General features: G+C 60.7%; 24 protein-coding genes and 1 tRNA gene. 12 read left to right on the top strand and 13 right to left on the bottom strand.

Annotated features, from left to right (window positions below; all coding sequences use genetic code 11):
• The first annotated feature begins 174 nt into the window (after nucleotides 1-174).
• The 5 genes from ASD45_RS01445 to ASD45_RS01425 are packed head-to-tail and all read left to right on the top strand — an operon-like array spanning nucleotide 175 to nucleotide 4,116.
• Nucleotides 175-738, top strand: coding sequence for a sigma-70 family RNA polymerase sigma factor (locus ASD45_RS01445; protein WP_056909850.1), 564 nt, complete (start codon nucleotides 175-177; stop codon nucleotides 736-738).
• A complete protein-coding gene (locus ASD45_RS01440) occupies nucleotides 735-1,382 on the top strand; it encodes a ChrR family anti-sigma-E factor (protein ID WP_056909849.1) in 648 nt (215 codons plus the stop codon). Before ASD45_RS01445 ends, ASD45_RS01440 begins: the two co-directional genes overlap by 4 nt.
• A 15-nt stretch (nucleotides 1,383-1,397) precedes the next feature.
• Complete coding sequence (locus tag ASD45_RS01435; RefSeq protein WP_156380668.1) at nucleotides 1,398-2,288, top strand: alpha/beta hydrolase; 891 nt, start codon at nucleotides 1,398-1,400, stop codon at nucleotides 2,286-2,288.
• Nucleotides 2,285-3,088, top strand: a complete 804-nt coding sequence (locus tag ASD45_RS01430; RefSeq protein ID WP_056909848.1) for a DUF1295 domain-containing protein — start codon at nucleotides 2,285-2,287, stop codon at nucleotides 3,086-3,088. Before ASD45_RS01435 ends, ASD45_RS01430 begins: the two co-directional genes overlap by 4 nt.
• Before the next feature lie 2 nt (nucleotides 3,089-3,090).
• The gene (locus ASD45_RS01425) at nucleotides 3,091-4,116 is read left to right on the top strand and encodes a cyclopropane-fatty-acyl-phospholipid synthase family protein (protein ID WP_056909847.1); all 1,026 of its coding nucleotides are present in this window, start codon (nucleotides 3,091-3,093) and stop codon (nucleotides 4,114-4,116) included.
• On the opposite strand, the gene ASD45_RS01420 is transcribed toward ASD45_RS01425, so the two are convergent.
• From ASD45_RS01420 to ASD45_RS01400, 5 genes are all read right to left on the bottom strand, one after another.
• Entirely contained in the window at nucleotides 4,117-4,539 is a 423-nt protein-coding gene (locus ASD45_RS01420) for a DUF2177 family protein (protein ID WP_056909846.1), read from the bottom strand.
• Nucleotides 4,540-4,912: 373 nt separating this feature from the next.
• Nucleotides 4,913-5,641, bottom strand: coding sequence for an orotate phosphoribosyltransferase (locus tag ASD45_RS01415; RefSeq protein ID WP_056909845.1), 729 nt, complete (start codon nucleotides 5,639-5,641; stop codon nucleotides 4,913-4,915).
• 308 nt (nucleotides 5,642-5,949) lie between these two features.
• Nucleotides 5,950-7,254 carry a hydantoinase/carbamoylase family amidase gene (locus tag ASD45_RS01410; RefSeq protein ID WP_082540581.1) on the bottom strand — a complete coding sequence of 435 codons (1,305 nt, stop codon included), beginning with the start codon at nucleotides 7,252-7,254 and terminating at the stop codon, nucleotides 5,950-5,952.
• Complete coding sequence (locus ASD45_RS01405) at nucleotides 7,251-8,189, bottom strand: dihydroorotate dehydrogenase (RefSeq protein ID WP_056909844.1); 939 nt, start codon at nucleotides 8,187-8,189, stop codon at nucleotides 7,251-7,253. Before ASD45_RS01405 ends, ASD45_RS01410 begins: the two co-directional genes overlap by 4 nt.
• Nucleotides 8,183-9,046, bottom strand: a complete 864-nt coding sequence (locus ASD45_RS01400; RefSeq protein ID WP_082540580.1) for a dihydroorotate dehydrogenase electron transfer subunit — start codon at nucleotides 9,044-9,046, stop codon at nucleotides 8,183-8,185. Before ASD45_RS01400 ends, ASD45_RS01405 begins: the two co-directional genes overlap by 7 nt.
• Nucleotides 9,047-9,237: 191 nt before the next feature.
• Here ASD45_RS01400 and ASD45_RS01395 point away from each other — a divergent pair, with 191 nt between their 5' ends.
• Nucleotides 9,238-9,543, top strand: coding sequence for a hypothetical protein (locus tag ASD45_RS01395; protein ID WP_056909843.1), 306 nt, complete (start codon nucleotides 9,238-9,240; stop codon nucleotides 9,541-9,543).
• 79 nt (nucleotides 9,544-9,622) lie between these two features.
• Here the strand turns inward: ASD45_RS01395 and ASD45_RS01390 are convergent, their stop codons facing one another.
• Together ASD45_RS01390 and ASD45_RS01385 are read right to left on the bottom strand one after the other, a co-directional pair.
• Nucleotides 9,623-10,846 carry an MFS transporter gene (locus ASD45_RS01390; RefSeq protein ID WP_056909842.1) on the bottom strand — a complete coding sequence of 408 codons (1,224 nt, stop codon included), beginning with the start codon at nucleotides 10,844-10,846 and terminating at the stop codon, nucleotides 9,623-9,625.
• Nucleotides 10,847-10,949: 103 nt separating this feature from the next.
• Nucleotides 10,950-12,317, bottom strand: coding sequence for an aspartate ammonia-lyase (locus ASD45_RS01385; protein WP_056909841.1), 1,368 nt, complete (start codon nucleotides 12,315-12,317; stop codon nucleotides 10,950-10,952).
• On the opposite strand from ASD45_RS01385, the gene ASD45_RS01380 reads away from it, so the two are divergent.
• On the top strand, nucleotides 12,306-13,319 hold the full coding sequence (locus ASD45_RS01380) for a helix-turn-helix transcriptional regulator (RefSeq protein WP_244485153.1): 1,014 nt from the start codon (nucleotides 12,306-12,308) through the stop codon (nucleotides 13,317-13,319). The genes ASD45_RS01385 and ASD45_RS01380 overlap by 12 nt on opposite strands.
• 45 nt (nucleotides 13,320-13,364) lie before the next feature.
• Here ASD45_RS01380 and ASD45_RS01375 read toward each other — a convergent pair.
• Nucleotides 13,365-13,440: transfer RNA gene (locus tag ASD45_RS01375), tRNA-Ile, on the bottom strand.
• Between the two features lie 289 nt (nucleotides 13,441-13,729).
• Here ASD45_RS01375 and ASD45_RS01370 point away from each other — a divergent pair.
• Complete coding sequence (locus tag ASD45_RS01370) at nucleotides 13,730-14,458, top strand: hypothetical protein (protein ID WP_156380667.1); 729 nt, start codon at nucleotides 13,730-13,732, stop codon at nucleotides 14,456-14,458.
• A 66-nt stretch (nucleotides 14,459-14,524) separates the two neighbouring features.
• On the opposite strand, the gene ASD45_RS22870 is transcribed toward ASD45_RS01370, so the two are convergent.
• A complete protein-coding gene (locus tag ASD45_RS22870) occupies nucleotides 14,525-15,160 on the bottom strand; it encodes a lytic transglycosylase domain-containing protein (protein ID WP_082540579.1) in 636 nt (211 codons plus the stop codon).
• 396 nt (nucleotides 15,161-15,556) lie between these two features.
• On the opposite strand from ASD45_RS22870, the gene ASD45_RS01360 reads away from it, so the two are divergent.
• Nucleotides 15,557-16,807 (top strand): MFS transporter, encoded by a 1,251-nt coding sequence (locus tag ASD45_RS01360; RefSeq protein WP_056909838.1) that lies wholly within the window; start codon nucleotides 15,557-15,559, stop codon nucleotides 16,805-16,807.
• 239 nt (nucleotides 16,808-17,046) lie between these two features.
• On the opposite strand, the gene ASD45_RS01355 is transcribed toward ASD45_RS01360, so the two are convergent.
• A complete protein-coding gene (locus ASD45_RS01355) occupies nucleotides 17,047-17,280 on the bottom strand; it encodes a hypothetical protein (RefSeq protein ID WP_056909837.1) in 234 nt (77 codons plus the stop codon).
• A 412-nt stretch (nucleotides 17,281-17,692) separates the two neighbouring features.
• Here ASD45_RS01355 and ASD45_RS01350 point away from each other — a divergent pair, with 412 nt between their 5' ends.
• The 3 genes from ASD45_RS01350 (at nucleotide 17,693) to ASD45_RS01340 (ending at nucleotide 19,362) form a co-directional block, all read left to right on the top strand.
• Nucleotides 17,693-17,947, top strand: a complete 255-nt coding sequence (locus tag ASD45_RS01350; protein WP_056909836.1) for a hypothetical protein — start codon at nucleotides 17,693-17,695, stop codon at nucleotides 17,945-17,947.
• An 84-nt stretch (nucleotides 17,948-18,031) separates the two neighbouring features.
• Nucleotides 18,032-18,976, top strand: coding sequence for an OmpA family protein (locus ASD45_RS01345; protein ID WP_056909835.1), 945 nt, complete (start codon nucleotides 18,032-18,034; stop codon nucleotides 18,974-18,976).
• Between the two features lie 98 nt (nucleotides 18,977-19,074).
• Nucleotides 19,075-19,362: a hypothetical protein gene (locus ASD45_RS01340; RefSeq protein ID WP_244485151.1), complete on the top strand. Its 288-nt coding sequence runs from the start codon at nucleotides 19,075-19,077 to the stop codon at nucleotides 19,360-19,362.
• 55 nt (nucleotides 19,363-19,417) lie between these two features.
• On the opposite strand, the gene ASD45_RS01335 is transcribed toward ASD45_RS01340, so the two are convergent.
• The 3 genes from ASD45_RS01335 to ASD45_RS01325 form a co-directional block, all read right to left on the bottom strand.
• Nucleotides 19,418-20,233, bottom strand: coding sequence for a lytic murein transglycosylase (locus ASD45_RS01335; protein ID WP_056909834.1), 816 nt, complete (start codon nucleotides 20,231-20,233; stop codon nucleotides 19,418-19,420).
• A 121-nt stretch (nucleotides 20,234-20,354) separates the two neighbouring features.
• Nucleotides 20,355-21,557: an aminotransferase class V-fold PLP-dependent enzyme gene (locus ASD45_RS01330; protein ID WP_056909833.1), complete on the bottom strand. Its 1,203-nt coding sequence runs from the start codon at nucleotides 21,555-21,557 to the stop codon at nucleotides 20,355-20,357.
• A 314-nt stretch (nucleotides 21,558-21,871) separates the two neighbouring features.
• Nucleotides 21,872-25,309, bottom strand: a complete 3,438-nt coding sequence (locus tag ASD45_RS01325; protein WP_056909832.1) for a P-loop NTPase fold protein — start codon at nucleotides 25,307-25,309, stop codon at nucleotides 21,872-21,874.
• Nucleotides 25,310-25,447 lie beyond the last annotated feature (138 nt).

The raw sequence follows: 25,447 nt of genomic DNA, 5'->3' as shown, positions 1-25,447 counted from the left end.
TGGAAGTACGCGTTAAAAGGGGATTTGGATCACTGCCCGGGCGTGATCCAAACTCAGAAGCCCGCCGTATCGGTAGGCATGCGCGCGCTTCGGCTTGCCTCCTCCTCGGCCCGGTCTCTCCGACCTCTGGCGCTACCCTTGCGGCCGGTGCCAGCGCGGCTAACAAATGCGGCTATGGACGGTAAACCGTTGGCAGCCCTGGATTATGCACAGTTGATCGCCGCGGTAGCGAAACACCGAGATCGCGGCGCATTCAGCGCGTTGTTCGATCATTTCGCCCCACGCATCAAGGCCTACCTGATGCGGGCGGGCGCAGGAGAGGCGCTGGCAGACGAACTGGCGCAGGAGGCCCTGCTGGCCGTCTGGCGAAAGGCCGACACGTTCGACGGTGCCCGCGCAACAGCCGCCACCTGGATTTTTACGATCGCGCGGAATCTGCGGACCGATCGTTTCCGAAAGGAGTGGCGGCACGTACCGGTCGGCGACGACCTGCCCGATACGATCGACCAAGCCATGGCGCCCGATGAAAGCCTGTCGGATGCCGAGCGAGGCGAGCGCGTCAGAGATGCATTGCGGCTATTGCCGCCCGAGCAGGTAAAAGTGATCGAACTGTCTTTCTTCGAGGACCAGCCGCATGCCGAGATCGCGCGCACGCTAGGAATTCCTCTGGGCACCGTGAAATCCCGCATAAGAATCGCCATGACGAAATTACGTGACCTCGTGGGCGACCTGTCATGACGATCCGGCATCATCCCTCTACCGAAACGCTTACTGCTTACGCGTCCGGAACACTCGATCTCGGCCGGCAAATAGTCGTTGCCAGTCACGTCGAACGTTGTCCGGCCTGTCGCGGGTTCGTACGCGGTCTCGAGAAGGTCGCGGGCGTCATGCTTGAGGATCTATTGCCGGCGCCGATGTCGTCGGACGCCTTGGCGCGCACCCTTGCGCGTATCGACCGCGAGCCCCCTGCTCAAGCGGAGGCGACGCCGATATTACCGGCTTCTGACGAACCAGCTTTGCCAGCCTGCCTCAGGCCCTACGAAATGGGCCGCTGGCGCTGGGTCGGTCCGGGCGTGCAGATGCGGCCGATTATTTTGCCGGAGACGGACAAACTGCGCGTCTTCCTTCTCAAAGGCGCGCCCGGCATCCGGTTGCCGCAGCACTCACACGAAGGCACCGAGCTGACCTCGATTTTGAGCGGTTCTTACCATCACGAGGGCGGCGACTTTTTAGCCGGCGACTTCGAGGAAGCCGACGACAATGTCGAGCATCGCCCAACCGTCGGCAAGGAGGCGGCCTGCATCTGCTTGGTGGCGCTAGAAGGCCAGCTCAAGCTCAGCGGCTTCATCGGCGCTTTACTCAATCCTTTCGTTCGGTTGTGAGAGGATGTCTTGGGCATGCCCTTCATCGATACGGCCTCGGCATCGATGATGCCGCGCACCGGGCTGTTTCAGCGCTGGGCCGCGCGCGGTTTCTCTATTGCCGACGCCCTTAACGCGCTGCAAACGCAGCAAGGCTGGCAGCTTCAGGCCGACATTCCTTATCGCAGCGGCGCGCGCGGCATGCTCGACGTCTATACGCCGGCTATCCAGGCGAGCGCGCCGGCACCGATCGTCGTATTCTTCTACGGCGGAAGCTGGCAAAGTGGCTCACGCGACCTCTATCGCTTTGTCGGCGCATCACTCGCACAACGGGGCATTGTCACATTCGTCCCAGACTACGGCGTATATCCGCAAAAACGCTATCCGGACTTTCTTGAGGACGCCGCCAAGGCGGTGCGCTTCGCACGCGACAATGCCAGACGCTGGAACGGTGCGCCGGAGCACCTCGTAGTGATGGGTCATTCGGCCGGCGCCTATATCGCCGCCATGCTGGCTTTCGACAAAAGGTGGCTCAGGGGCGCCGGCCTCGATCCGGTGGACCACATCGCCGGCCTCGTCGGCCTCGCCGGACCCTACGATTTCCTGCCAATCGTCGATCCGGTCCTTCAGGACATTTTCGGCGGCTCCGACCGCATCGACACGCAGCCAATCCGCTATGTCGGACATGGCGCGCCGCCGAGTTTGTTGATCGCGCCCCGCGCCGATAAGTTCGTCAGTCCCGGCAATACCACCCGCCTGGCTGCACACATCCGCAGCCTGAGCGGTGTCGTGACGGAACGACACTATCCGCGGATTGGTCACCTCAGCCTGATCGGTGCCTTCTCGCCGATGCTACGCTTTCTCGCCCCGGTCTTGAGCGACGTTACGGTCTTTGCGCGCAATCCTCGCGGAGCGCGACAATCATGACGGTGGCGCAGGCCTTCTTCGCATTAATGGCGATCGCCGTCGCTTTGTCCGCGATCATGGCCGTCGCCTGGCTCGTCCAGCAGCGGACCGGTAATTCCGGCTGGGTCGATACGATCTGGACCTTCGGTCTTGGCGCGGTGGGAGTCGCGGGCGCACTGGCGCCATTTGATGCACTCGGATCGCGCCAGATCATCGTCGCCATGATAATCGCCCTCTGGACGGCCCGGCTCGGCCTGCACATCGCCCAGCGCAGCTCGAGCATTACCGACGATCCGCGCTATGTCGAAATGGCGCGGCAATGGGGTAGCGACGCGCCGCGGCAGATGTTCTGGCTGCTACAGAAACAGGCCTGGGTCACGGTCCCACTGGCGCTGGCGGTGTTTCTTGCCGCGCATCACCCTGCCTCGCCGTTTCGCACCCAGGACATCGCAGCTCTCCTCCTGATGACCGCCGCCATCGTCGGCGAAGGCCTCTCCGATCATCAATTGCGGACTTTCAAGGCCGACCCGGCCAACAAAGGCCGCGTCTGCGACGCAGGCCTGTGGTCGCTGTCGCGGCATCCGAACTACTTCTTCGAATGGCTAGGCTGGCTCGCTTATCCGCTGCTCGCCATCGACCTGACCGGCTCATATGGATGGGGCTGGCTGTCGCTGCTCGCGCCGGCCTGCATGTATTGGCTTCTGGTCTACGTCTCCGGCATCCCGCCGCTCGAAGAGCACATGCTGCGCTCGCGCGGTCAGGCCTTTCGCGACTATCAGGCGCGCACCAGCGCCTTCTTTCCAATGCCGCCAGGGAGGTGAGCATGGGCGCCGTCACGCTCGCGACCAGGTTCATCGAGTCGATGCCGGTCCCGGATCCCCTGGTGCGGCTCGGCATCGCGACGCTGTGTGGCCGCACACATCGTAAGCTGAGCCGTCAGAGCGCAGTGGCCAATCGCAGCTTCGCTCTAGCAACGGCGACGTTGCCGATCGCTGAGCATGTCGATGACGCCAACGCGCAGCACTACGAGGTGCCGGCGGCGTTCTTCGAACTTGTGCTCGGCCCACAGCGCAAGTATTCGTGCTGCCTGTTCAGCAGCCCCGGTGACGACCTCGCAGCCGCCGAGGATAACGCGCTGGCCGAAACCGCGGCACATGCCGAGCTTGCCGATGGCCAATCCATCCTCGAACTGGGCTGCGGCTGGGGCTCGCTGTCGCTCTGGATGGCCCGGCACTATCCGGCATCGCGGATTGTCGCCGTCTCCAATTCTCTCTCGCAACGCGCTTTCATTGAATCCAGTGCAAGAGCTGAAGGCCTCGCCAATCTAACCGTAGTGACTGCCGACATGAACGGGTTCTCCCCGGATCAGCGCTTCGACCGCATCGTCTCGGTCGAAATGTTCGAGCACATGGTCAACTGGCGGCTGCTGCTTGAGCGCGTGCGCGCCTGGCTAAATGAAGATGGCCGTTTTTTCATGCACGTCTTCACGCACAGCCGCGCGCCCTATCGTTTCGATCATCACGACAAGACCGACTGGATCGCCCAGAATTTCTTCACTGGCGGCATCATGCCGAGCCACGATTTCATCGGTGAGTTTGCGGACGTTTTGGTTGTCGAACAACGCTGGCGCTGGAGCGGCACACATTATCGCGACACCGCGACGCTGTGGCTGAAGAACTTCGATGAAAACGGCGGCGCAATCCGCACTATCATGACGGATGTCTACGGCAAGGATGCCGCTGTGTGGCACCGCCGGTGGCGCCTGTTCTTCCTGGCAACCGAAGGCCTGTTCGGCTACGACAATGGCAATGTCTGGGGCGTCAGCCACTATAGGCTGAGACCCGCCTGATTATAGTTTGATGTCGAAATGCGACATGACTGCGCGACTGGCGAGAAAGGCCATTGCGGCCGCTAGGCCGGTTGCGAAGGTTCCCCAAGCCAAATCGGTTACGGTGATGACCGACGTCCAATTGCGTAGGGTCGCGTGATTGGTCAGATCGTAAGTCGCATAGGCAAACAGGCCGAACAAAGCGCCATAGACGACGGCGTGTGACAGCGAACTCGCGCGCAAGGCCGGAAGGACTGCGAAAAGCTCAATGCCCAACGGATAAGCCAGATAGAAGACGACAGCCGGCGCGAGTCGCACCTTATCAGCCAGGATGTCACCCAAGATCGGCCGATAGAGCCTTACGCCCATCTGCGACAGCCAGATGCCATCTAATACAACAAAGGCGATTAAAACGAATAGGTAGGCGAGCCCGTATATAGCCATGTCCCAGATCCTCGGAATGAAGGCATGGACTCCTTACGAAGATGGCTGACGATTAGATCAGGGGTAAGGGCTCGCTATACTGGGTGCGATGTTGGCCTTCCCCGGGGGCAGGAAGCCTCGACCGAACCCAGCCCCTCGCCCGAGGATAATCTTCGATTTCCGGCCTCGGCAATGAAGCAGAGCCGAGAGGTCGCGCCGACATCGCTCCGCTTTAAGGGCGTCTTGTAATTCTACGGCCTCCATTGTCGCTCACTGAGCGACGACGGTGAATTCCTCGCCGGCATTATCACCGCGGCGGCTCCGATGCGGACAGCGTCGCCCTTTGGGCGACGCGCGCTCCAAGTCACGGAGAACGTCGCTGCCTGCCGAGGCTTCAGGCCGCCGCGTTGCCGGTTTTCGGCGCCGAGTCGAAGTCGGCGATGCCGCCATGCGCCGCCGACCACTCGGACGGCTTGTTCAGGAAGCTGCGCACTTCGCGCAAGACACCGGCGTCGAAGTGACCGCTTTCTTCCGCGACTTCGAGAACGTCCCACCAGGTCGCGAGGTGATGCAGCTTCACGTTCAGGTCGTTGAGGTGACCTTTGCTCTCCGGGAAGATGTCATAATAGAACAGCACGAAGCAGTGATCGACCTTGGCGCCTGCTGTGCGCAACGCGTTGCAGAAGTTGATCTTGCTGCGGCCGTCGGTCGCCAGATCCTCAACCAGCAAGGTTCGCGCGCCTTCCAGCAGATCGCCTTCAATCTGCGCGTTGCGGCCGAAGCCCTTGGCCTTCTTGCGGATGTACTGCATCGGCAGCATCAGCTTGTCGGCGATCCATGCCGCGAACGGAATGCCCGCGGTCTCGCCGCCGGCAATGTTGTCGATCGACTCGTATCCGATTTCCGACAGGATGACCGAAGAGGAGAAATCCATCAGGCCGGACCGAAGCCGGGGATAGGAGATGATCTTGCGGCAATCGACGTAGACCGGGCTTGCCCAGCCCGAGGTAAAGAAAAAAGGCGAGTCCGCATTGAAGTGGATCGCCTTGATCTCCAGCATCATTTTTGCCGTTTGACGGGCAATAGCTTTTTTATCGGCCGTCGAGGAAGAAAAACTGCTCATGATCTCTCCTTATCGAACCGGCGATGGACACCGCGCGCCAAAACACTGCAGGGCAGAGGTGCCCGCAGGGAACTACTGAGTTTTCCAGCGATCGAACGTTTATGGCGTCAAGCCCCTGACCAGTCAAGTTTATCGCCGCAACACGGCGGATAGATTTCCCCTGCTTTTTCAACGTGACTTTCTAGCTCCCGGCGCGCCCCGGGCGCGCGGCCAGACCTCGAATACCGTCGTAACGACGGAACCGAACCAGCGCTCATATAATCACCGCCTATCGACGCGCCATGGCCGGGCGCAAGGGCGGCCGGCGGTCACGCGCCGCCGCCCGCCGAGGCGTAGGCGTACATCAGTTCTACGCCACGCATGAAATCGTCGATCGTCATGTCCTCGTCCGGGTTGTGCGAACCGTTGCGGTTGCGGACGAAGATCATGGCGGACGGAATGCCGGCATTGGCGAACACCGCCGCGTCGTGTCCGGCACCGCTCGGGATCAATTCGGTAGGATAGCCGAGTTGCTGCGACAGCCTGCTTAAACGAGCAATGATCGCCTCGTCCATCTTCGCCGGCTCGGCGTAGACGCGTTCGTCGAACTCGAACTTGACGCGGCGCAGATCGGACACCGCCCGGCACTCCGAACGGAACAGCTCATAGACGCCTTCCAGCGTGTCGTAGCTCTGGCTGCGCACCTCGAAGCTGAAATACACCTCGCCCGGAATGCGGCTGATCGCCTGGTGATCGCCGTCCGTGTTGCAGATGCCGGTCGTCATCACCAGATCGATGCCGCGCTCGAGCAAACGATTCCAATGTTCGTCGAGCCGCATCAACAGATCGGACACCGCGAATACGGCGTCCTTGCGCAGCCAGCGGGGCACCGTGCCCGAATGGCCGGCCTCGCCGCGGCAGACCAGACGTCGATGGCGCAGATTGCCCCTGATGCCGGTGACGATCGCGGTTGGCAGGTCGCGGGCGATCATCACCGGCCCCTGCTCAATGTGCAGTTCAAGATAAGCGTCAGCGAAACCGCGAGGCATCAAAGGCACGCCCTGTTCGATCGCCTTCACATCAGCGTCCGTGGTGGCAAAGGCTTCGCGCAAGGTGCGGCCCGTGCCACGGCGGCGCGCATCGAGATCGGCCGGCGTCAGCAGGCCGAACAACGCGCGCGATCCGATATTGGCGCGGCCGTAATAGGCGCTTTCCTCGCCGCGCAGCGCCAACAGCCGCACCGGGCGGCCAGGCGGACGCTGTTCGCCGGCGAGCCGCACAAGGCACAGCAGCCCGGCGATGACGCCGGCGCCGCCGTCGAAATTGCCGCCCTGCGGCACCGAATCCACATGCGAACCGAGAATGAGCGCGGGCTTCGTCAGATCGTCGCCAGGCAGCGACACGATCAGGTTTGCCGCGCGATCGACGGTGGAGGTCAGGCCATGCTCCTGCGCGACCTCGCGCACGAGAGCCAGCGCCGCTTCTTCACCTTCCGCATAGCACTCCCGGGTGATGCCGCGTTCACCATTAGCCGTCGAGCGCGTTCGCGCGGCGAGTTCATCGAAAAGCTTACTGGCTAGCGCGCGCCACTCCGCGGCGCTCGTCTCACGGCGAACGGCCACGGGCGCGTTCACGGCAACGCCTCCAGTTGATCGACCGTCATACCGCGATCCAGCACCGCGCCCGTCAGGTCGCTCACCTTGGCGATGCCCTTGCGCTGGCAGAACCGGGTTAGCCCGTCGACGACATCGAGCATGGCATTGGGTTTGACGAAGGTGGCGGTGCCGACCTGCACTGCCGCGGCGCCGGCCAGCATGTACTCCACGGCGTCCTCGGTGGCGGCGATGCCGCCGCATCCGATGATCGGAATATCGACGGCCTGCGCGCACTGATAGACCATGCGCAGCACGATCGGCTTGATTGCCGGGCCCGAATAGCCGCCCATGATGCTGCCCAGGCGCGGTCGGAACGTCTCGGTATCGATCGACATCGCGAGGATCGTGTTGGCGACGACCAACGCATCGGCGCCGTTGTCCTGCGCGGCCTGGGCGACGGCGCCGACATCACCGGTGTTCGGCGTGAGCTTGACCCAGAGCGGCAACGTCGTCGCTTTACGAAGCTGGTCGACCACCACGGCCGTCGATTTCGCGCGCATCGCGAATGCCTTTCCATCCTCCTCAATATTCGGACAAGAAATATTCGCCTCGATGGCGGCAATGCCGGGAACGTTGAGTTGGCGAACGATGTCGGCGAACGCTTCGGCTGTCGGCGCCGAAACACTGACCACCAGCGGCGCCGAACAAGCGGCGTATTCCGGCATGATGTGGTCGATAAAATTAATGACGCCCTTGGACGGAATGCCGATGGAATTCAGCATGCCCTGCCCGACTTCTGCGACGCGGGGCGTCGGATTGCCGCCGCGCCGTTCCGCCGTGATCGTCTTGGTTACGACAGCACCGAGGTGGTCGAACGAGAACACGCGCGCCAGCCCTTCCGAGAAGGTGCCGGACGCCGGCATCACCGGGTTACGCAACGTCATTCGCCCGATCTTGACGCGAAGATCTACCATGACAGCGCCTCCGAAAGCGGAAACACGGGTCCGTCGACGCAAACCCTCCGCTGTTCAGTCCCATTCGGCGCACTGAAATTGCGCACGCAGCAGAAACACATCCCCAGACCACAGGCCATCTGCTGTTCCATGGCCACCTGCCCTTGTATCTGGAACGTCGCGCCGACCCGCTTGAGCAGCAGCATCAGCCGGTTGGATCCGCAGGTGAAGAAGGCGTCGGCGCCCTCCTTTTCGATCAGCCTGAGCAGCATACGTTCGACATTGTCGGGATCGCTCGAGCCGTCCTCGTCGGTCACGACCTCGACCCGAGCACCGGATGCAGCAAAGCGTTCAACCGACATCACCAGCCCGCGCGAACGCGCGCTGAGAATTGCGGTCACCTTGATCCCGCGCTCGGCGGCCATCTCCGCTAGCGGCGCCAACGTCGCAAGGCCGACGCCGCGGCCGACGACGACGATGTTTTTCCAGCGCGGATTGAGCTCGAAACCGTTGCCGAGCGGTCCAAGGACCGCCGTGCTGTCGCCCGCGCGCAATGTCGCAAGCCCGCGCGTGCCGGCCCCCGTGACCTTGTACAGGAACTCGATCTCGCCCTTGCTCGGCACCACGCGGTACACGCTCATCGGCCGACGTAAATAGGGCAGATCCTTGTCTGTCGCCGGGCACGCGATATTGAAGAACTGCCCGGCCTTCGCATTCATGGCCAGCCCGGCGGCGGCGAGCGTCAAATGGAAATACTCGCCGTTCACCGCGGTGTTCGACATCACGAGCGCTTGGGTGTCGGCCACGTCAAAAGCCGGAGAAGCTTCGATCGGCGCCACTTCCACGGTCTCGGCCTCCACGGGAGGTGCACTCAGCATGGTCCGAATCCCTTTGAAATCTCCGCGAAATTTCCGTTTATCTCATTTTTGAGACGACGACAAGCCATTCATTTTGCAATCTAATATGGATATCAGGGAACAAAATTTCCATTTTTTATTCATATCTTTCTGATAGACTTGTTCTTTCTTCATTTCACCGACAGGATCGGGACTAACCGGAGATAAGGCACGTGGACGAATTAGCGCTATGGCTGAAGTCGCAGCACAAGGGCTTGCGCACCTACAAGGAGTTCCAGCAGAAGGTTCTGGAGGCCGGGTCCAAGCATCGCGATCAGTACGCGCTGTACTCGCTGCTAGCCGTCCTCGTTGGTCGCTTCGTGGAAGCCTATGAGGAATCGCCGCTGACGTTAGACATCGCCGACGAAGCTCATAAGCGGCTGGTCGCCCTCGCCGACAGCGCGGTCAGATTCAATTCAATGTCCAGCGATGAACGGCTCGGGCTGCTCAACGAGATCGCCGCCTCCGACCTGAATTGATTTATTATCCCTCAACGCGAGTGAATAAAAAAGAGAGGAGCTTTCGCTCCTCTCTTTTGCTTTGCGCGGACCGCGTCGCTCAAGTGAGCGGCGCGCCCTTTCTCTCAGGAATCAGAAACGCCGTCGCCAGAATGTCGACGACGTAGAGCACCGACAACAGCGCGATCGCAAGGGCGAAGGAATACTGCGCGGCGAGCGTTCCGACAACGAGCGGACCGAAGCCGCCGACGGCGCGGCCCAGGTTGAAAAGCACGTTCTGCGCGGTCGCCCGCGCCTCGGTCGGATACAACTCCGACATCAAGGCGCCGTAGCCCCCCAGCATGCCGTTGACGAAAAGACCCATGATCGCGCCACCGATCAGGAGATGCATCGGGTCGACGAGTTGCGAGTAAATCACGACCGAGATCGCGGCACCGGCTTGATAAAGGAAGAAGATCGGGCGACGGCCGTATTTGTCGGCGAGTTGGCCGAAAAGCCAGATGCCAAAGGCCATGCCGAGGATCGTGACGCCGGTCCACACGGCCGAACGGGTCAGCGTGTAGCCGAATCGCGTCGACAAATACGACGGCAGCCAGATCATGACGCCGTAGTAACCGAAGTTCTGCACCGAGCAGAGGATGAACATGCCAACGCTGATTTTCGTGGTCTGCACATCCTTCACCAACAAGGCAAGCGGGTTGCCCTGACGCTTCGCAGCCTTCTCCACGAAGATGGGCGGCTCGCCGATGGCATAGCGCACGACGAAGGCGGCCACGGCCGGCAGAACGCCTACCATGAACATCCCGCGCCAGCCGATTAGCGGCAGCAGTATTGGCGTCACAACGGCGGCCAGCAGCACGCCCGCCTGCCATCCGAGACCGACATAGGACGACACTCGCGCGCGCTTGGAAGCCGGCCAGGCTTCGGCCACCAGTGCCATGCCGATACCGAATTCACCGCCGAGGCCGAGGCCCGCGATGGTGCGGTAGATCAGCAAATCCCAGTAGCCGTGCGCGAAGGCACAGGCGCCGGTGAACACGGCGAAAACCAGGATAGTCCAGGTCAGAACGCGGACACGGCCGAAGTAGTCGCTCAACATTCCAAAAATAACGCCGCCCGCAACCGCGCCGACAAGCGTCCATGTGACGAGCGAACCCGATTGCGCCGGCGTGAAATGCAGTTCCGCAGCGATGGCCGAAAGCATGAAGCCGAGGATCAACAGGTCGAAGCCGTCCATCGCGTAGCCAATCGTTGAGCCGATCAGCGCTTTCCTGGCGTAACTTTCTTGGGACGCGTCAGTTACTTCCGTCGTTACAGCAGACATGCCACCTACCCCTGTTTATCGGCCGCCTGAGCGGACGCATTACCAAAGTATCATTATTGAGACATCCGGGAAGTGAGAGTCAAGCTGGTATTTTATAAGCATCTCACGCCTGAGATTGCTGCGGCGAGAGCGATTTTTGCACCTTTTCCAGAGCCGCTTCGAAGGTTTCACCCTCGTCGAGCAGTTTGGCAACCGCCGCCGCCGCTTCGTATCCGATGCTCGGGACCAGTGACGTTGCTCGCGACACACCCGAGCTCAGCGCGCGCCCACAGTTCTCGACGTCAGCCTCGATGCCCTCGACACAGAGATCCGTGAACGTCCTGATCGCGGTCGTCATGTATTCGATCGACTCAAAGAGTTTGAGTGCCAGTACCGGCATCATCGCGTTGAGCTGCAGTTGCCCGGCTTCCGCTGCCAGCGTGATCGTGATGTCGTTGCCGGTTACGTGGAAGCAGACCTGATTGACCACCTCAGGGATCACCGGATTGACCTTCGACGGCATGATCGATGAGCCGGGCTGACGCGCTGGCAGTCTGATCTCGCCGAGACCTCCCTTCGGCCCGCTCGACAGCAGGCGTAGGTCATTGGCGATCTTCGACAACTTCGAGGCCGTGCGCTTGAGCATCCCCGAGTAGAGGACGAAGGCACCCATGTCCCACGTCGCTTCGATGAGATTCTGCGACCGAACGAACGGAATGCCCGTCTGATCGGACAGCCGCCTTACCGCGATCTCCGCATAGCCTTCAGGAGCATTGAGACCGGTTCCGATCGCCGTGCCGCCCAGGCTGACCTCGGTGAAATTCGCCGCCACTTCTGGCAGTTTTCTCGCATCTTCGGCCAAGGTCACCGCGAACGCCATAAACTCTTGGCCGAGCGTCATCGGCACAGCGTCCTGCAATTGCGTCCGTCCCAGTTTGGCGATCGCCTGAAAAGCCTGCCCCTTGCGCTGGAACGCTGACACCAGCCGCGCGAGTTCGGCGGTCAGTGCGACGCTGGCCTTGATCGCGGCGAGCCGAACAGCCGTTGGATAAACATCGTTGGTCGACTGCGACATGTTCACATCATTGATGGGGTGAAGGCCATCATAGGACCCTGGAGGTCGCCCCAGATGCCTCAGCGCGACATTCGCAATTACCTCGTTGACGTTCATGTTGGTGGACGTACCCGCGCCGCCCTGAAAGACATCGACCGCGAACGCATCGCGATGTTGACCTGACCTGATCTCACCGCAGGCCATGACGATCGCGCGGTACTTACTATCCGGAAGCTTTCCCAGAGCGTGGTTCGCAAACGCACAAGCTTCCTTGACCGACGCGAAGGCGGCGATGAAGTCCGGCCACTCGGCCAGCGTCCGGCCGGAAATGCGAAAGTTCTCGATCGCCCGATCGGTCTGGGAGCCGTGGAGCGCCCCCGTTGGAAGCTCGCGGACGCCGAGCGTGTCCTGCTCAATACGGAAGCCTTGCCTGGTCATGCGCCGCCCAATATTGAAATTTATGAGATTCTGATATCGTCGGATTTTCCGGCCTCTACAGGTGCCGGGATACGGATTGTATCAAAACTTAGACGATTTCGGCAAGGCGCTCGACGGATGCCAGCTCACTGGGAAGAAATCGGAAACCGCCTGCGCGCCTATCGGCTCGGCAAGAACTACACCGCCAGTGACATGGCGGAGCGCATCGGCGTCTCCCGGGCCGCGCTCTATCGGCTTGAAAAAGGCGAGTTGGTAAAAATTGAAACGCTGGAAAAACTGGCGGATCTGCTGGAGGTTTCGCTGCCGTCTTTGATGGGCGTCGGCGTCGAATATTATAGCAACGCTGTCGCCTTCTTCGAGCGCATGCGGCAACTTGAAGAGAACGTCGTCCAGATTCTCGGCAATTTCACGCCGATCTCGTTCCTGCTGCTGTCCGACGAATATATCGGCCATCTGCGCAAGATGCTGCTGGAGTCGGCGGGACCGCGGCGGCTTGATCACGCGGACTTTGCCGATTACGTCGAGCGCGTTCTCAATATCCTGAAGGAGCGGCGCGGCGGAGGATTGGGTCGGCGGCCGCCGGTCGTGAGCATCGTCAACAGCCAGTCGATTGAGCGCTTCCTGCGCTCGGGACTGATCGGACGTTACGACTTGAGTGCCAGCGAAATGCGCGCCCGACGCGCGCTTGCGCGCCGCGAGATCGAACGCCTCGTGGAGATTTTCAGGAAGCAGCCCATCGGCGTGCAGATCGGTGTCGTCGAGAATTTTGCGCCCGAACAGACATTTCAGGTGTTCGAAAAGCAGGACGCGACATTCGTCACCATGAGTCCCTATCGTCTCGGCGATCTTCCCAACATCTCCGCCGGCATCGCCATGGTCACGTCGGCGCCCGAGGCAGTGCGCATGTTCAAGGATATCATCAACGACCAGTGGGACCGGGCTCACAAGGGCGATCGCGGCGCAAAAATACTAGAAGCTGTGCTGGCCCGCACGCCACCCTGAACCGCGCCCGTGTTGTGACGGCGCTTTCACGCCGCTGGGAACGCGTGGTGGGCCCGGCAGGACTCGAACCTGCAACCAGACCGTTATGAGCGGTCGGCTCTAACCATTGAGCTACGGGCCCATTGCCACCGGCAAGCCAGGAAGCACAGTCGGGAGAAGGACGCGGCGGCAAGCGTCTCATGTAACAAGGCGAGGCCCCCTCATGCAATCGCCCAGCGCGGGCTGTCGCTGCCGAGCGAGCGGCGTGGCGCGGCGGCCGCTTTGCCAATGGCCGACCATCGGACGGCACGACTCTTTTTGCGTGTAACGTCGCCGTTTCGCGTCACGCGAAAATATGAGTCGCAAGGCTATGGCGTTTTTGCCGACTCAGTTATTCACAGGTGATGCTGCCGATCTTTCGAATCATTTCAGTGGGCGGCGTATCTCTCGCCATTTCAATTCTGGCCCTGGCGCTCCTCCCGCCGGGTGGCACGCATTTGCTCCTCGGTCGTCAGGACACAGTGGCGCGCGGCGCCATGATGGACCCTGGCCAGCATCCGGAATGGCGGCAATTCATGATCCAGGCGGCGCTGCGCCGCGCCGATGAACTGGAGCGACTGCGCAGCCTGCGCAGCGATCCTGTTCGCCTGCCTGAGGCCGCGCTGCCGGCGGATGACGCTGCGGCCGCTGTCGCGCCGGCCAATCAAGAGGAAGCGGTCGCGGGTTTGCAATCCGGCAGCCATTCCACGTCTTCCGAGGATGTCACCGGCTCGATCACCGACACGTCGGGTGCAACCATCCCGATCGATATCGGCGAAGCGTCATCGACGGAGCTGCCAGTCGCGCCATTGGAGGAAAGACCGCCGGTCAGCGGCGTGCGGGATTCGCGTGTGCCGGAGCCGGACATAGCGCTGCCGTCGACGGTGCCCGCGGTCGAGACTCGCGAGACGGTGCTGCCACCGGCCAAGCCCAAAATGCGCGTGCCGCAACGCCGGGCTCGCCACAAGAAGACTCCACCGCCGGCGCCGCAGGCCGCGGCCCCGCAGGTGCCGCCGCCATTCAGTTTGATCGCCGCGATCTTCAGCAGCCTCGGCCGTTCCGGGGCCGCAGCGGCGGCCAATAAGCCGACGGCCGCCAATCGCGCCGTCGCGGCGCGTTAGCGGCGGGCCACACGAGCGTCGAATCCTTGATTAGAAGAAGAAGGCGGCGCGAGCGCCGCCTTCGCATCAGTGCGAGCTGACTACGGCCGCATCACCAGTGTCGACGCGGTCGGCACTGACTTCGCTGGGTCCGGTCTCGTCCTCGTCGGCCACGGCCTGACCCATGGTCGCTTCGGCCGTGCTCTGGCTCGCGGTCGCCTCGGCATTGGCCGCGATCGCCGCCTCCTTGCCAGGAGACAGGGCCGCGGCGGTCTCCGCCGTCGGCATCGGCATGCCCTTGCGCTTGGCGACATAGTAATAGCCGCCAGCATAGTAGCGAACGGCGCGGTCGAGATTGCCTCCGGCCGCCTGGTAGGCGCCGGCGAGATACTTCACCGCGTATGTCATGTTGGTGTCGGCATCGAGCAGGCCCGCGGCGGTGCCGCGATAACCCAACGCGCGCGCAGTGCCGAGACGGATCTGCATCAACCCATAATTGCCCTTGCTGATGACGCGCGGATTGCCGCGACTTTCGCGATGGATCACACGGCGCACCAGCGCCTCGGGCACGTTATGCGCCGCGGCATGCTTGGCGATCAATGCGTCGAGACCATTGCCATTGCCATCGATGTTCTTGCTGCGGGATTGGGCTAGCGCCGACGAAGTCGAGAAGGCGGCGACCAGGAGCAGTGCAAACGAAAATCGGTGGCAAACGCCGCGCATGATCTCGTCTCCGTGGTTGTTGGGGTGACCGCCTTGTGGCGGCGGAGTGGGGCGACTTTGTGGCCGGAATCCGCTGCAAAGGACCCCGTCATTGACGCAGATCAAAATGAAAATGGCCGGATTTGCCTAATTTCGTGAGAAATGGAACCGGGGGCCTGTTCATGCCGGCAGATTCACTTGCCATTACCGTGGGTATCGTCGTGGCTTTCGCTGTTTTCGCCGTCGTCTTGGCGTGGGGCGGTTATCGGACCCAGAAGCCGCAAGACTGAATTCGGCGTCAGGCCAGCGCTTTTGTGGTTGGCGGAATCCGCAAATCCGGCTAATTCCGGTTTCCTGACCGCCGCGCGAAACGTGCGGGCGCGCCAGTTCAGGCGGGTTCCGGAGGCGTTGCGCCGAATGCGGAAAAGTCTGCGTCCGATCGCATCGCTTCTGCTCGGTATCGGATTTCTGCTGGCCGGCAACGGCATGTTGTTCACGCTGCTGCCGCTGCGTGGCACTGCGGAACACTTCAGCGCCTTCGCCCTCGGCCTCATCGGCTCGTCTTATTATGTCGGCTTTGTCGCCGGCTGTGTCCTGGCGCCCTTCGTGGTGCAGAGCTCCGGTCACATCCGCGCCTTCGCAGCGTTGGTGGCGCTCGCCGTGACTGCGTCGCTCGCCTACGAACTCGCGCCGTACCCTTACGCCTGGGCGGCTCTGCGGTTGATCAACGGCTTCTCGTTGGCGGGCATCTACTTGGTGGTGGAAAGCTGGCTCAACAGCCGCACCAATAATGAGACGCGCGGCTTGGTGATGTCGACTTACGTTGTCGTGAACTACGGTGCCTTCACCGTCGGGCAGTCACTGGTGACGCTGTACCCGATCGACGCCGCGGGAAACTTCATGATAGCCGCGATCCTCGGCGCAATCGGCATCATTCCGGTGGCGCTGACGCGGTCCGCGCAGCCAGCGCCAATCAAGGTCGTCCGCTTTCGGCCGGTACAACTCTATCGCGCCGCGCCGGTAGGGCTGGTTGCGAGTTCGATGATCGGCATGGTCAGCGGCTCATTTTGGAGCCTGGGCGCGATTTCCGCGGCCGGCAGCGGCCTCGACGTCGCTCATGTCGCGATGTTCATGAGCGCCGCCACGCTGGCGGGCGCCGTCAGTCAGTGGCCCGTCGGACGCCTGTCCGACCGCGTCGATCGGCGCATGGTGCTGCTCGCGCTGCTCAACGGCGCGTCGGTGGTCGGCTTCCTGCTGTGGCTGACGGCGGCAAGTGGCAGCATCCTGATTCTGTTCGGGCTGCTGTTTGGCGCGCTCGCGCTGCCGACCTATTCGCTGGCTGCCGCACATGCTTACGACCGGACGCCGGCCAGCGAAACGGTGCCGACCGCCGCAACGATCCTGCTCGCCAATGCCGCCGGCGCCGTCATTGGACCACTGATCGCGTCAGCCATCATGGGCGCAGTCGATCCGCGCGCCCTCTTCCTCTTTACATCGGCGACACATGCGCTCCTGGCGGCGTATGTGTTCTATCGCACCAAGGTGCAGTCCTCGGCCGCGGCGGACGAGAAGGTCGGCTTTGGCATGGCCGCGAGCACGCCGGTGACGACCATGAGCACTGGCGAAACGTCTGATCCGCCCCCGGCTTCCGACCGCGTCATGTCATAAAAAATGCCGGACGGGCTGGGCCCATCCGGCATTACAATTGACAGTCACGGAGTTTTAGACGTCCGCGAAAGGATACTTGCGGCGAACTTCCTGCGTCTGCTGTAGCGCCTCGGAAAGGACCTCGCACAGCATCGAGACATAATGAGCGAACTTATGGCCCGTTTGCGCGAGGGGCGCCACATCGGGCGACCCATCTGCAAGCTTTAGATTGGCAACAGTCATCGTTCTTGATCCCGGGCTTACAGGCGCGACGATGAAGAAAGGAAGCGACGCTCGATTTCGCGCTCCGCTTCGTCGGTGAACTTGCCGCCGGTCTCGGAGAAGTACCGCGCAACGTCACGCTCGGCCTGACGCATACGGGCGGCCATCAGTGTGTCGAGCATGCGAGCCACGAGGCCGCGCTTCCGGGTCGCCTTGGCCGGGGCGTAGGTGGCGGTGAACGCCGCTTCGACGGCAGACGGGGTGTAGGACATAACATTCAGCTCCTAATCCAGCTCCGCTCCATTCATGGTGCAGAGCATCAAAACCTTGTTGCAACGCAATATAGTCCGCGGTGAATATTGAGCTAGGTGCACTGCAACATGCGACGCATGCGATTTACGCATGCACTAGCATTCAGCAAATTGAGCAGGTTGGAAGCATATGGCGGTGGATCGTCGACTTTCGTTGGAAACTACGCCGCTTCCGGCGCTATTTAGCGATAAATTAACTAATCCGGGGCTTTCCGCTGCCTTGGATCTAGGCCACAAGTGCATAGCTAATACCCGCGCGGCTGAAGATTTGGCCGCTCCATCCGAAATCTGGCGCCTTTGCCACCCCGAATCGACCCGGGACCACGCAGGCTATAATCAGGCCGCGGCGGCGCTGACAGTTGAGGAACGACCCATGGCCAAGAAACCTGGCACTAATCCGAAAGGCGAGTTCGTCCTGTTCGACGTTCAATATGAAGACGGCTCGCAGCGCTCCAACCGCCGCGTGCCGGCCGAACTCCTCGCGGGCCTCGAAAAGGACGAGCCGGCGCTCGGCTTCCTGATCGAGCAGGACCGCGACATCGCCGAGAAGTCGGGCCGCACTCCGCTGGCTATTAAATCAATCGTGCGGGTCGGCGCTAAGCCGAAGAAAGCCATGAACGTCAAATGACGGCCATCACATGATGGCTATCACATCGGGCGCGCGGATTTAGCGGTTCAATGGGTCGGTCCGTTTGAACCGCGAGGCTCCGCCATGCGCCGCATTGCCGCCCGACCGCTTACCTTCGCCGCCGCCGTCGTTCTACCCCTCCTTTTTACAAACTTCGCCCGCGCCCAAGACCGTGACGTCGCCGGCGCCCGTGATTATCCAGGCATCGGCCGCTTCGGCGGCAGCATCATCACCGGCTATCAGACGAAAGACTTTGACGCGGTGAAACTGCAGACCGCGCCGTTCAAGGACGGCAAGGCGACCGACGCCCGCACGGTCGAAGGCCGAGTCACCCGCATCGCCTACCGCACTGGGCCGGGGCCCTCGATCCTCGAAGTGTCGCGCAATTTCGAAAACCAGTTGAGCAAGGCCGGCTTCGAGCCGCTGCTCGCCTGCAATACCGACGATTGCGGCGGCATCCCCTTCACGGAGAACATCGACGTGCTGCCGATCCCGGCGATGTGGATCGACGGCTTCGACTTCCGCTACGTCGCCGCTCACAAGCGCGACGGAAATGTAGATACTTACGCGACGGTGCTGACCAGCAAGAACAACGACGCCATCACAGCGCAACTCATCGTCGCCGTGGTGGGCGCCATGGACAACAAGATGGTCGATGCGGCCGCGATGGCCAAGGGCCTCGGCGACAAGGGCCACATCGCGCTCTATGGCATCTACTTCGACACCGACAAGGCGACGCTCAAGGCGGAGAGCGCGCCGACTCTGGGCGAGATGGCCAAGCTGCTCAACAGCCAGCCCACGCTCAACGTCTACATCGTCGGCCATACCGACAACCAGGGCAGTTACGATCACAACATGACATTATCCCGCCAGCGCGCCGAGGCAGTCGCTGCTGCGCTGGCGACGAGCTACAAGATCGCGCGCGGGAGGATGAAGACCGCGGGCCTCGGTTTCCTGGCGCCGGTCGGCTCCAACGCCACCGAAGAGGGTCGCGCGCTCAACCGCCGGGTGGAATTGGTTGAACCGTGAAGGTATCCAAAGACGGGTGCGCGTGACTGATATGAAACAATGACGTCAGGGCGCGATTGTCGCGGCGCGGCCATGCGCGTAATCTGTCGCGCATGAAAATGCTGCGCCGCCTTCCCCTGCTCCGTCTGCTGGCGATCAATCTCGCAATCGGCATTGTTGCCGCGATCGTCATGGTCGCTGGACTGATGTGGCTCAATCCGGCGCATCTACGCGACCTCATTCTCGCCGACCGCAGCGGCGTCGCGGCCTTCGTGCTGTTGCTATTTGGGTTGGGGGTGACGTTCGGCAGTGTTGCCATGGGCGCCGCAATCATGACCCTCGGTCATGAACGCCGCCGCGGGCCCGGCGGCGGTACCCCGGTCGCCGTGCCGGTGCGCGCCCGCTAGATTTATCGCGCAAGATCCTGCCCGAAAACCGGTTCCCGCTTTTCGGGATCATGCGCTAGTTCGGATTGGCGCCCAGCTTCTCGGCGAACAGCACGATGGTCTTGCGGTAGATCTCCGACCGGTTCCACTCGCGCATCACCTGGAAATTCTCCGAACCCTCGCCGAACGGCTGCCCGGTGCGCCAGCCGTTGACGCGCAGCAGGTTGGCCGTCGAGGCCAGCACGTCCGGCACCGAATGGCGCAGGTCGACATGGCCGTTGCCGTCGTAATCGACGCCGTACTTGATGTAGCTCGAGGGCAGGAACTGGGTCTGGCCGATCTCGCCGGCGAAGGCGCCCTTGAGGTCCGACAGCGGCAGGTCGCCGCGATTGACGATCTGCAGCGCCGCGATCAGCTCGCCCTGGAACAGCTCGGTGCGCCGGCAGTCATGCGCCAAGGTCGCCAGCGTGCGCACCACCGGCAGCTTGCCCATGTCGCCGCCGCCGTTGTCGGTCTCCAGCGTCCACACCGCCATCAGGATTTCCTTGGGCACGCCGAACTGCCGCTCGATGCGCGACAGCAACTGCGCGTGCCGCTGCATCAGCGCCGAGGCGCGCTTGATGCGGGCGGGAATGACGCGGGTGCGGGCGTATTCCTCGAAGCTCTTGCGGAAGGTGTAACGCTGGCGCTTGTCGAAGGCGAGCACCTCAGGATCGATGCTGACGCCGCCGAGCGCCTGATTGACCACCGCGGCCGACACGCCGGCAGCCTGCGCCTCGCGGCCGATCTGCGACACGAAGACGTGGAAATCGCCGCCGCACTTGGCCGCCTGGGCCGATGAAGCGAACAGCGAGGTGAGGAGAAGGGCAGCCGCGGCGAGGTGTTTTTTCATGGCCGTAACCCATGCACACCCGTTCGTTCCCGCGCAAGCGGGAACCCATCTTGTTCAAAAACCGGGTCCCCGCTTTCGCGGGGACGAACGGAGAACGGGAGCGCGGCGAAGGACATGGAGCTCAGGCCGGCACGGCACCCGCCAGATAGTCGATCGCCGCGGCGGCGCCGCCGGAACCGTGCGGCAGGCGCAGCGCCTTGAGGCCCATTTCCACGGCGCTCAGCGTGCCGAGCAGCATCGGCGCGTTGACGTGGCCCATATGGGCGATGCGGAAGCCGCGGCCCTCGGTCTTGCCCAGCGCGCGGCCGAGCACGACGCCGCATTTGACGCTGCAGTAATCGACCAGCGCCTGCGCGCTCTCGCCGCCGCGGGTGATGACCGGCGTCACCGTGTCGCAACGCTCGCTCGCCTCGGTGACGTTGAAATCGAAGGTCTGGCCTTCCGACCACACCGCCACGGCGCGGCGCGTCGCTTCGGCGAGCGCGCGATGCCGCGCGAACACATTGGCCTCGCCTTCGCTGAACATCAGATCGAAGGCGGCACGCAGGCCGAACAGCAACTGCTCCGGCGGCGTGCCGCAATATTTGTGGTAGTGCACCGGCCCGTCGCGGAAGGTCCAGTCCCAATAGGGCGTGCGCATGTTGGCTTTCTTGTGCGCCTCCAGCGCCCGCGGCGCGGCGGCGGTGAAGCCGAGGCCGGGCGGCGTCATCAGGCCCTTCTGCGAGCCGGACATCGCGACATCGACGCCCCACTTGTCCATCTCGAACGGCACGCAGCCGAGCGAAGCCACCGTATCGACGCAGAACAGCGCGTCATGGCCCGCGGCGCGGATCGCCTCGCCGATCGCCTTGATGTCGTTGATGACGCCGGACGCGGTGTCGATCTGCGCCACCAGGATGGCCTTGATCTCGCCCTTGGTGTCCTTGCGCAGCCGCGCCTCGACCTGGTCGGGCTGCACGGCCCGGCGGAAATCGCCGGGCAGGATCTCGACCTCGGCGCCCAGCATCTTGGCGGCCTCGCCCCAGCCGATGGCGAAGCGCCCGCTCTCCAGCACCAGCACCTTGTCGCCGCGCGACAGCACGTTGGTGAGCGCGGCTTCCCAGGCGCCGTGGCCGTTGGCGGCGTACATGTAGCAGCGGCCGGAGGTGGCGAAGACGCGCTTCAGATCGCGCAGCAGCGTGTCGGTGAGATCGACCATCGGCCCGGCGTAGATATCCATGGCCGGGCGGTGCATCGCCTGGAGCACGGCATCGGGAATGACGGTCGGGCCCGGAATGGCGAGGAATTCACGGCCGGCGGCGACAGACGAGACGGTTTCGGACATGGTCGGGGAAAGGCCTTTCCGGGGGCGTTTTCAAGCGAAGCGGGAGCCGGCTCGCGCCAGGAAAACGCGACAAACGAACAGGGAGGCGGCCTGCCTAGCATGATTTGCCGGGGCCGAGAGATCACGAATCTTGATCGGATCTATCAGCGTTTCGCGAGGCCTGACGCGGCGCGATTTCCCACGACGGGGTTACGCGCCCGCCCGCAGGCGCGACATTGGCCGAGCGTGAGCAGGAGGGCCACTGCCTGGGCCAGGCGGGGGGTTAACGTAGATAGGCCTAGGATAATAGTCTAGAACATCAACTCATAAGTCGGTTATTCGGCGCCGTCTCCCCCTGATATTTTATCAGACAGGCCGAATGACTCCGCAATCTTCTTGAGCTGATCCCGTTTGCTCTCATTCGCACCTTTGAGTAATTCCGAAAGGCGACCTACAACAAAGTCGACGTCGTTCTCGTCCGCCCGTGAAATGACCGCTGCGAAGCTCGAAACGTTTTGCTCTACACATCGCAGGGCACCCTCTCCGCCTGACGCCAACAACGGATCTATAAGCGTCCGTATAATAGTATTGTTACTTCTTTCGCCGAGTTCCGCCAGACCCAGAAACTCTACCCCCAAGAGGTCCAGCAAATATTCGATAACATCGGCCTTAGGCTGCTTGCTTAGAAGCTCATCTCGAACACTCTTATAGAAATATGGACGGAGAGATTCAGAAAGCACACGCGGAAGATTTTTCCATATAGGCACCCGCTCGCCAATAACCTTTGCCCCGTTAACGACTTCGGCCGTCACCCCCAATAAGCCGTCATAAAAGGCAGTAGCCAATGGGTGAATTTCGTTCGATTCAATTAGCGCAGCCAAGAGGTTGAATTCATTTGACTTGCTTTTCAACACTTCTAACCATCGCGCTCCAGTCAACGTCTCCAACCCCAACTGAAGAACTCGCACAAGGTCGGTTTGTTTTGTCGACTTACGCGCCCTAAGAGCGGTTAGAAACTCCGGCCTCACTAGCTTCCATTTGTCGCCGGCGATCGCGCTATCGAAATTAATCTTCTCAATCACATCAAAAAAGGACGCCATCCCTTCGTCCCCAAGGATAGCGGCCACTCTTGGATAATTCCACGCGATTTGCGCGAGATTGACATCATCGAACGTCGCCCGCCGCGCCATCCTTCGAAACATCTCGCGAAATACTTCCCGTTTTTTATCCACCGGCAATGCCAGATCAAGCGTCTGGTCAAATCCATTTAAATCAAACGTAATATTGGAAAGCGCCGAAATGACGTCCGGCTCCGAATTAGGATTTTCCAAAAGAGTGGACAAAAACAAATTAGTCTGAGCCAGTTGACCATAATGCGGGTGCTCATTCGGCCCAGTCCAATTGTCTGACTTTAAATCGATAAGCTTGTCTATTACGCGGGCTATCAATGCCGCATGATTGTCGCCACGACCTAGTTGGATCAACCCTTGGAGGCTACCGTCACTACCAAGCTCATTCAGAGCATTTCCGGCTTCATTCAGATCCAAGGCGAGATCGCTAAGCACTTCAATAAGCCTTAGCGCACCCGATGAATTGAGCTTTGGGTTATCTGTAGCAAGCCTCTGCTTGATCGCAGAAATAACAATTTGCCAGTTTGCTAGCCTTGGCACTTGGATAAACGCAAGCACAATCTCTCGAATATCCGTCGGCGGCTCCACCGCCGTCACCATACTTACTATTCCATTTGCAATATCATTTGGCGCTAAGTTCGTTTTAAAATTCGCCAAACTCAACTTCTGTGATTTAGACAGACGCCTCGTAACACTGAAAATGAACTCCACTCGATCATACAACTGAATATCGGTAGATAGATATTCAAAATCTTTTTGATTGATGCCGTTCGCCGCTTCGAGCAATGCATCGACCATTGAAAACCACAAATCGCCAGCTTTCGCGATTTCTACAACGCCTTCTTTCAGGCTATCACGACTCCTCGTTAAGCAATTCATTACCAGTCTGGCAATGGTCGCCCTCCTTCCATCGGCCGCATGACGAACCACACTCGAAACACCGACTGGTGATCTTTCATTAGGCACGAAGGGGGCAACAATCGATGCCACAGCCTCGGCAAAGTCTTGCCAAATATGGCTCGACGCAACATCCGCCAGCCCAACCGCGTCAAGGGTAGCAGCGACATCAAAAAACACTCCTGGGGCTTCTGAAGCCCATTTGTAAACGTTCGTCGCAACTACGTCATGGAGCACCGACGAAAAGCCATGCGTCTTTGAAAGATCAGCCAGACGATCAACGTCGCCAGCCAACAGCACCGCCTCAATTTCCTTTGAAAGAAGCAGCTCAAGCGCAGCTTCGGGAGCCACATTGAAATGCGCTGCCGCCAGATATTTCGTCCAATCAGCAGTCGCTACTGTCGCAAGAATTTGCTGGTCCAAAAGCGAAGAGTTTTGCAGCTTTCTGATGTCTTCCGCTATCTCGTCTTTGTAGAGGACATAGAGCGATTGATATTCAAGCGGGATCGTGTCGCCAGACAGTTTTGCCTGGGCCACCACCTTGTTAATATGCGATTTTATCGCACGGGGCGTAATTGGACGTGGATGAACCAAATGATGCAATTCATACAGCCGAAAGATCCGATAGACGGTATTGGGATCAATCTTGTCTGAGAATGCAGCTAATAGCTGCTGCGAAAAAAACTCGCGCCAATTTGAGAGCAAAGGCGGGGGAACGCGCAACAGTATCTCAAACGTTTTTTCTACAAAACCTCGCGTCCTACGCTCATCTATCCCGTGGTCGCCATCAGAAAACACCGCCTCTATGTGTTGACGATCAATCGGTACTATGAGCCAAACATTTTTCAAAAGCTCTTTTCGCTCTGTCCCGTGCGTCGACGCGAAGAGATTTCGCATCGTTGCCCACATATCTCTGATTTGATCATTCGCGAGCCTGTCCAGATTGTCCAAAACCAACACAATCCTACTACCGCGCTTACTTGCGTCCTCGATTAGCTCATCAAAAACCGCGTTGAATTCAAGGGTTGTAGCCTCATCTTCACGAATAAGCTGCTCGGTGGTGACTTCATCAGTTTGTCTATTGAAGGCGACGACTATGCTCCGCCCTTTCATTTCTTCGTTGCCGATCCGGGAGATCAAAGTTATGAGCGCCGCCAAATAAGGAGAAAATATTATTGCCGCTGCAGCCGTAGCTATGAGCCCTCTCGACACCTCGCCGACAATTGGCAACGTAACTGGAGTTGCTCCTGGCTTTATCCATTCAGAGATGCCGAGGTATGCGAGCGGCAATAGCGGCAAGACAAACAGAGATATCTTTGCAACCCAGCTAAGATTCTCCGACCTCCTTTCTGTTACTTTCTTCTTAATGGAACGCAGTGATTCAAGTTTTGTAGCCCATTTTTTTTCAGAGACAACTTTGCCTGAGAGTTCAGCAATTAGTGAATCTAGAAATACCCGACGCATCGGGTCTCCTTGGTGAGCCCACGCGTCAAAGACGAAGATTGCATGTTTCTGTTGGTGGGTATCGTTCCACGCGGCAAAATGCTCACGAGCCAAATCTACGATCGTAGATTTTCCACTACCCCACGTTCCCTCGATTCCGATCGCTCGGCCGCCGTCCCCCGTCGTAATTAAGTCGACGAGCGTTTTGGCGACCCTCGCGTGGGCGCCCGTTTCAAATTCGTCTTTGGACGCTGGCTCGTCCTTAAGAAATTTTGCATCCTTGTAGTAGTCTAGCCTTTTCATATCCCCGCCACCCCACGTAGTATTCTTTTTTGGGAACAACTCGAACTTCCCAAAAACATCATGGGGATGCAAGAAGGCGAGGCGCCCGTTCGGCAGAACGGTGAGTTATCGACTGATTCTAATATTATGATCTTGCGC

It is taken from the genome of Pseudolabrys sp. Root1462, from assembly GCF_001426945.1.
GTDB lineage: Bacteria > Pseudomonadota > Alphaproteobacteria > Rhizobiales > Xanthobacteraceae > Pseudolabrys.
Note: the sequence above shows the minus strand (reverse complement) of the source record. Positions and strands in the feature narration are given on the sequence as shown.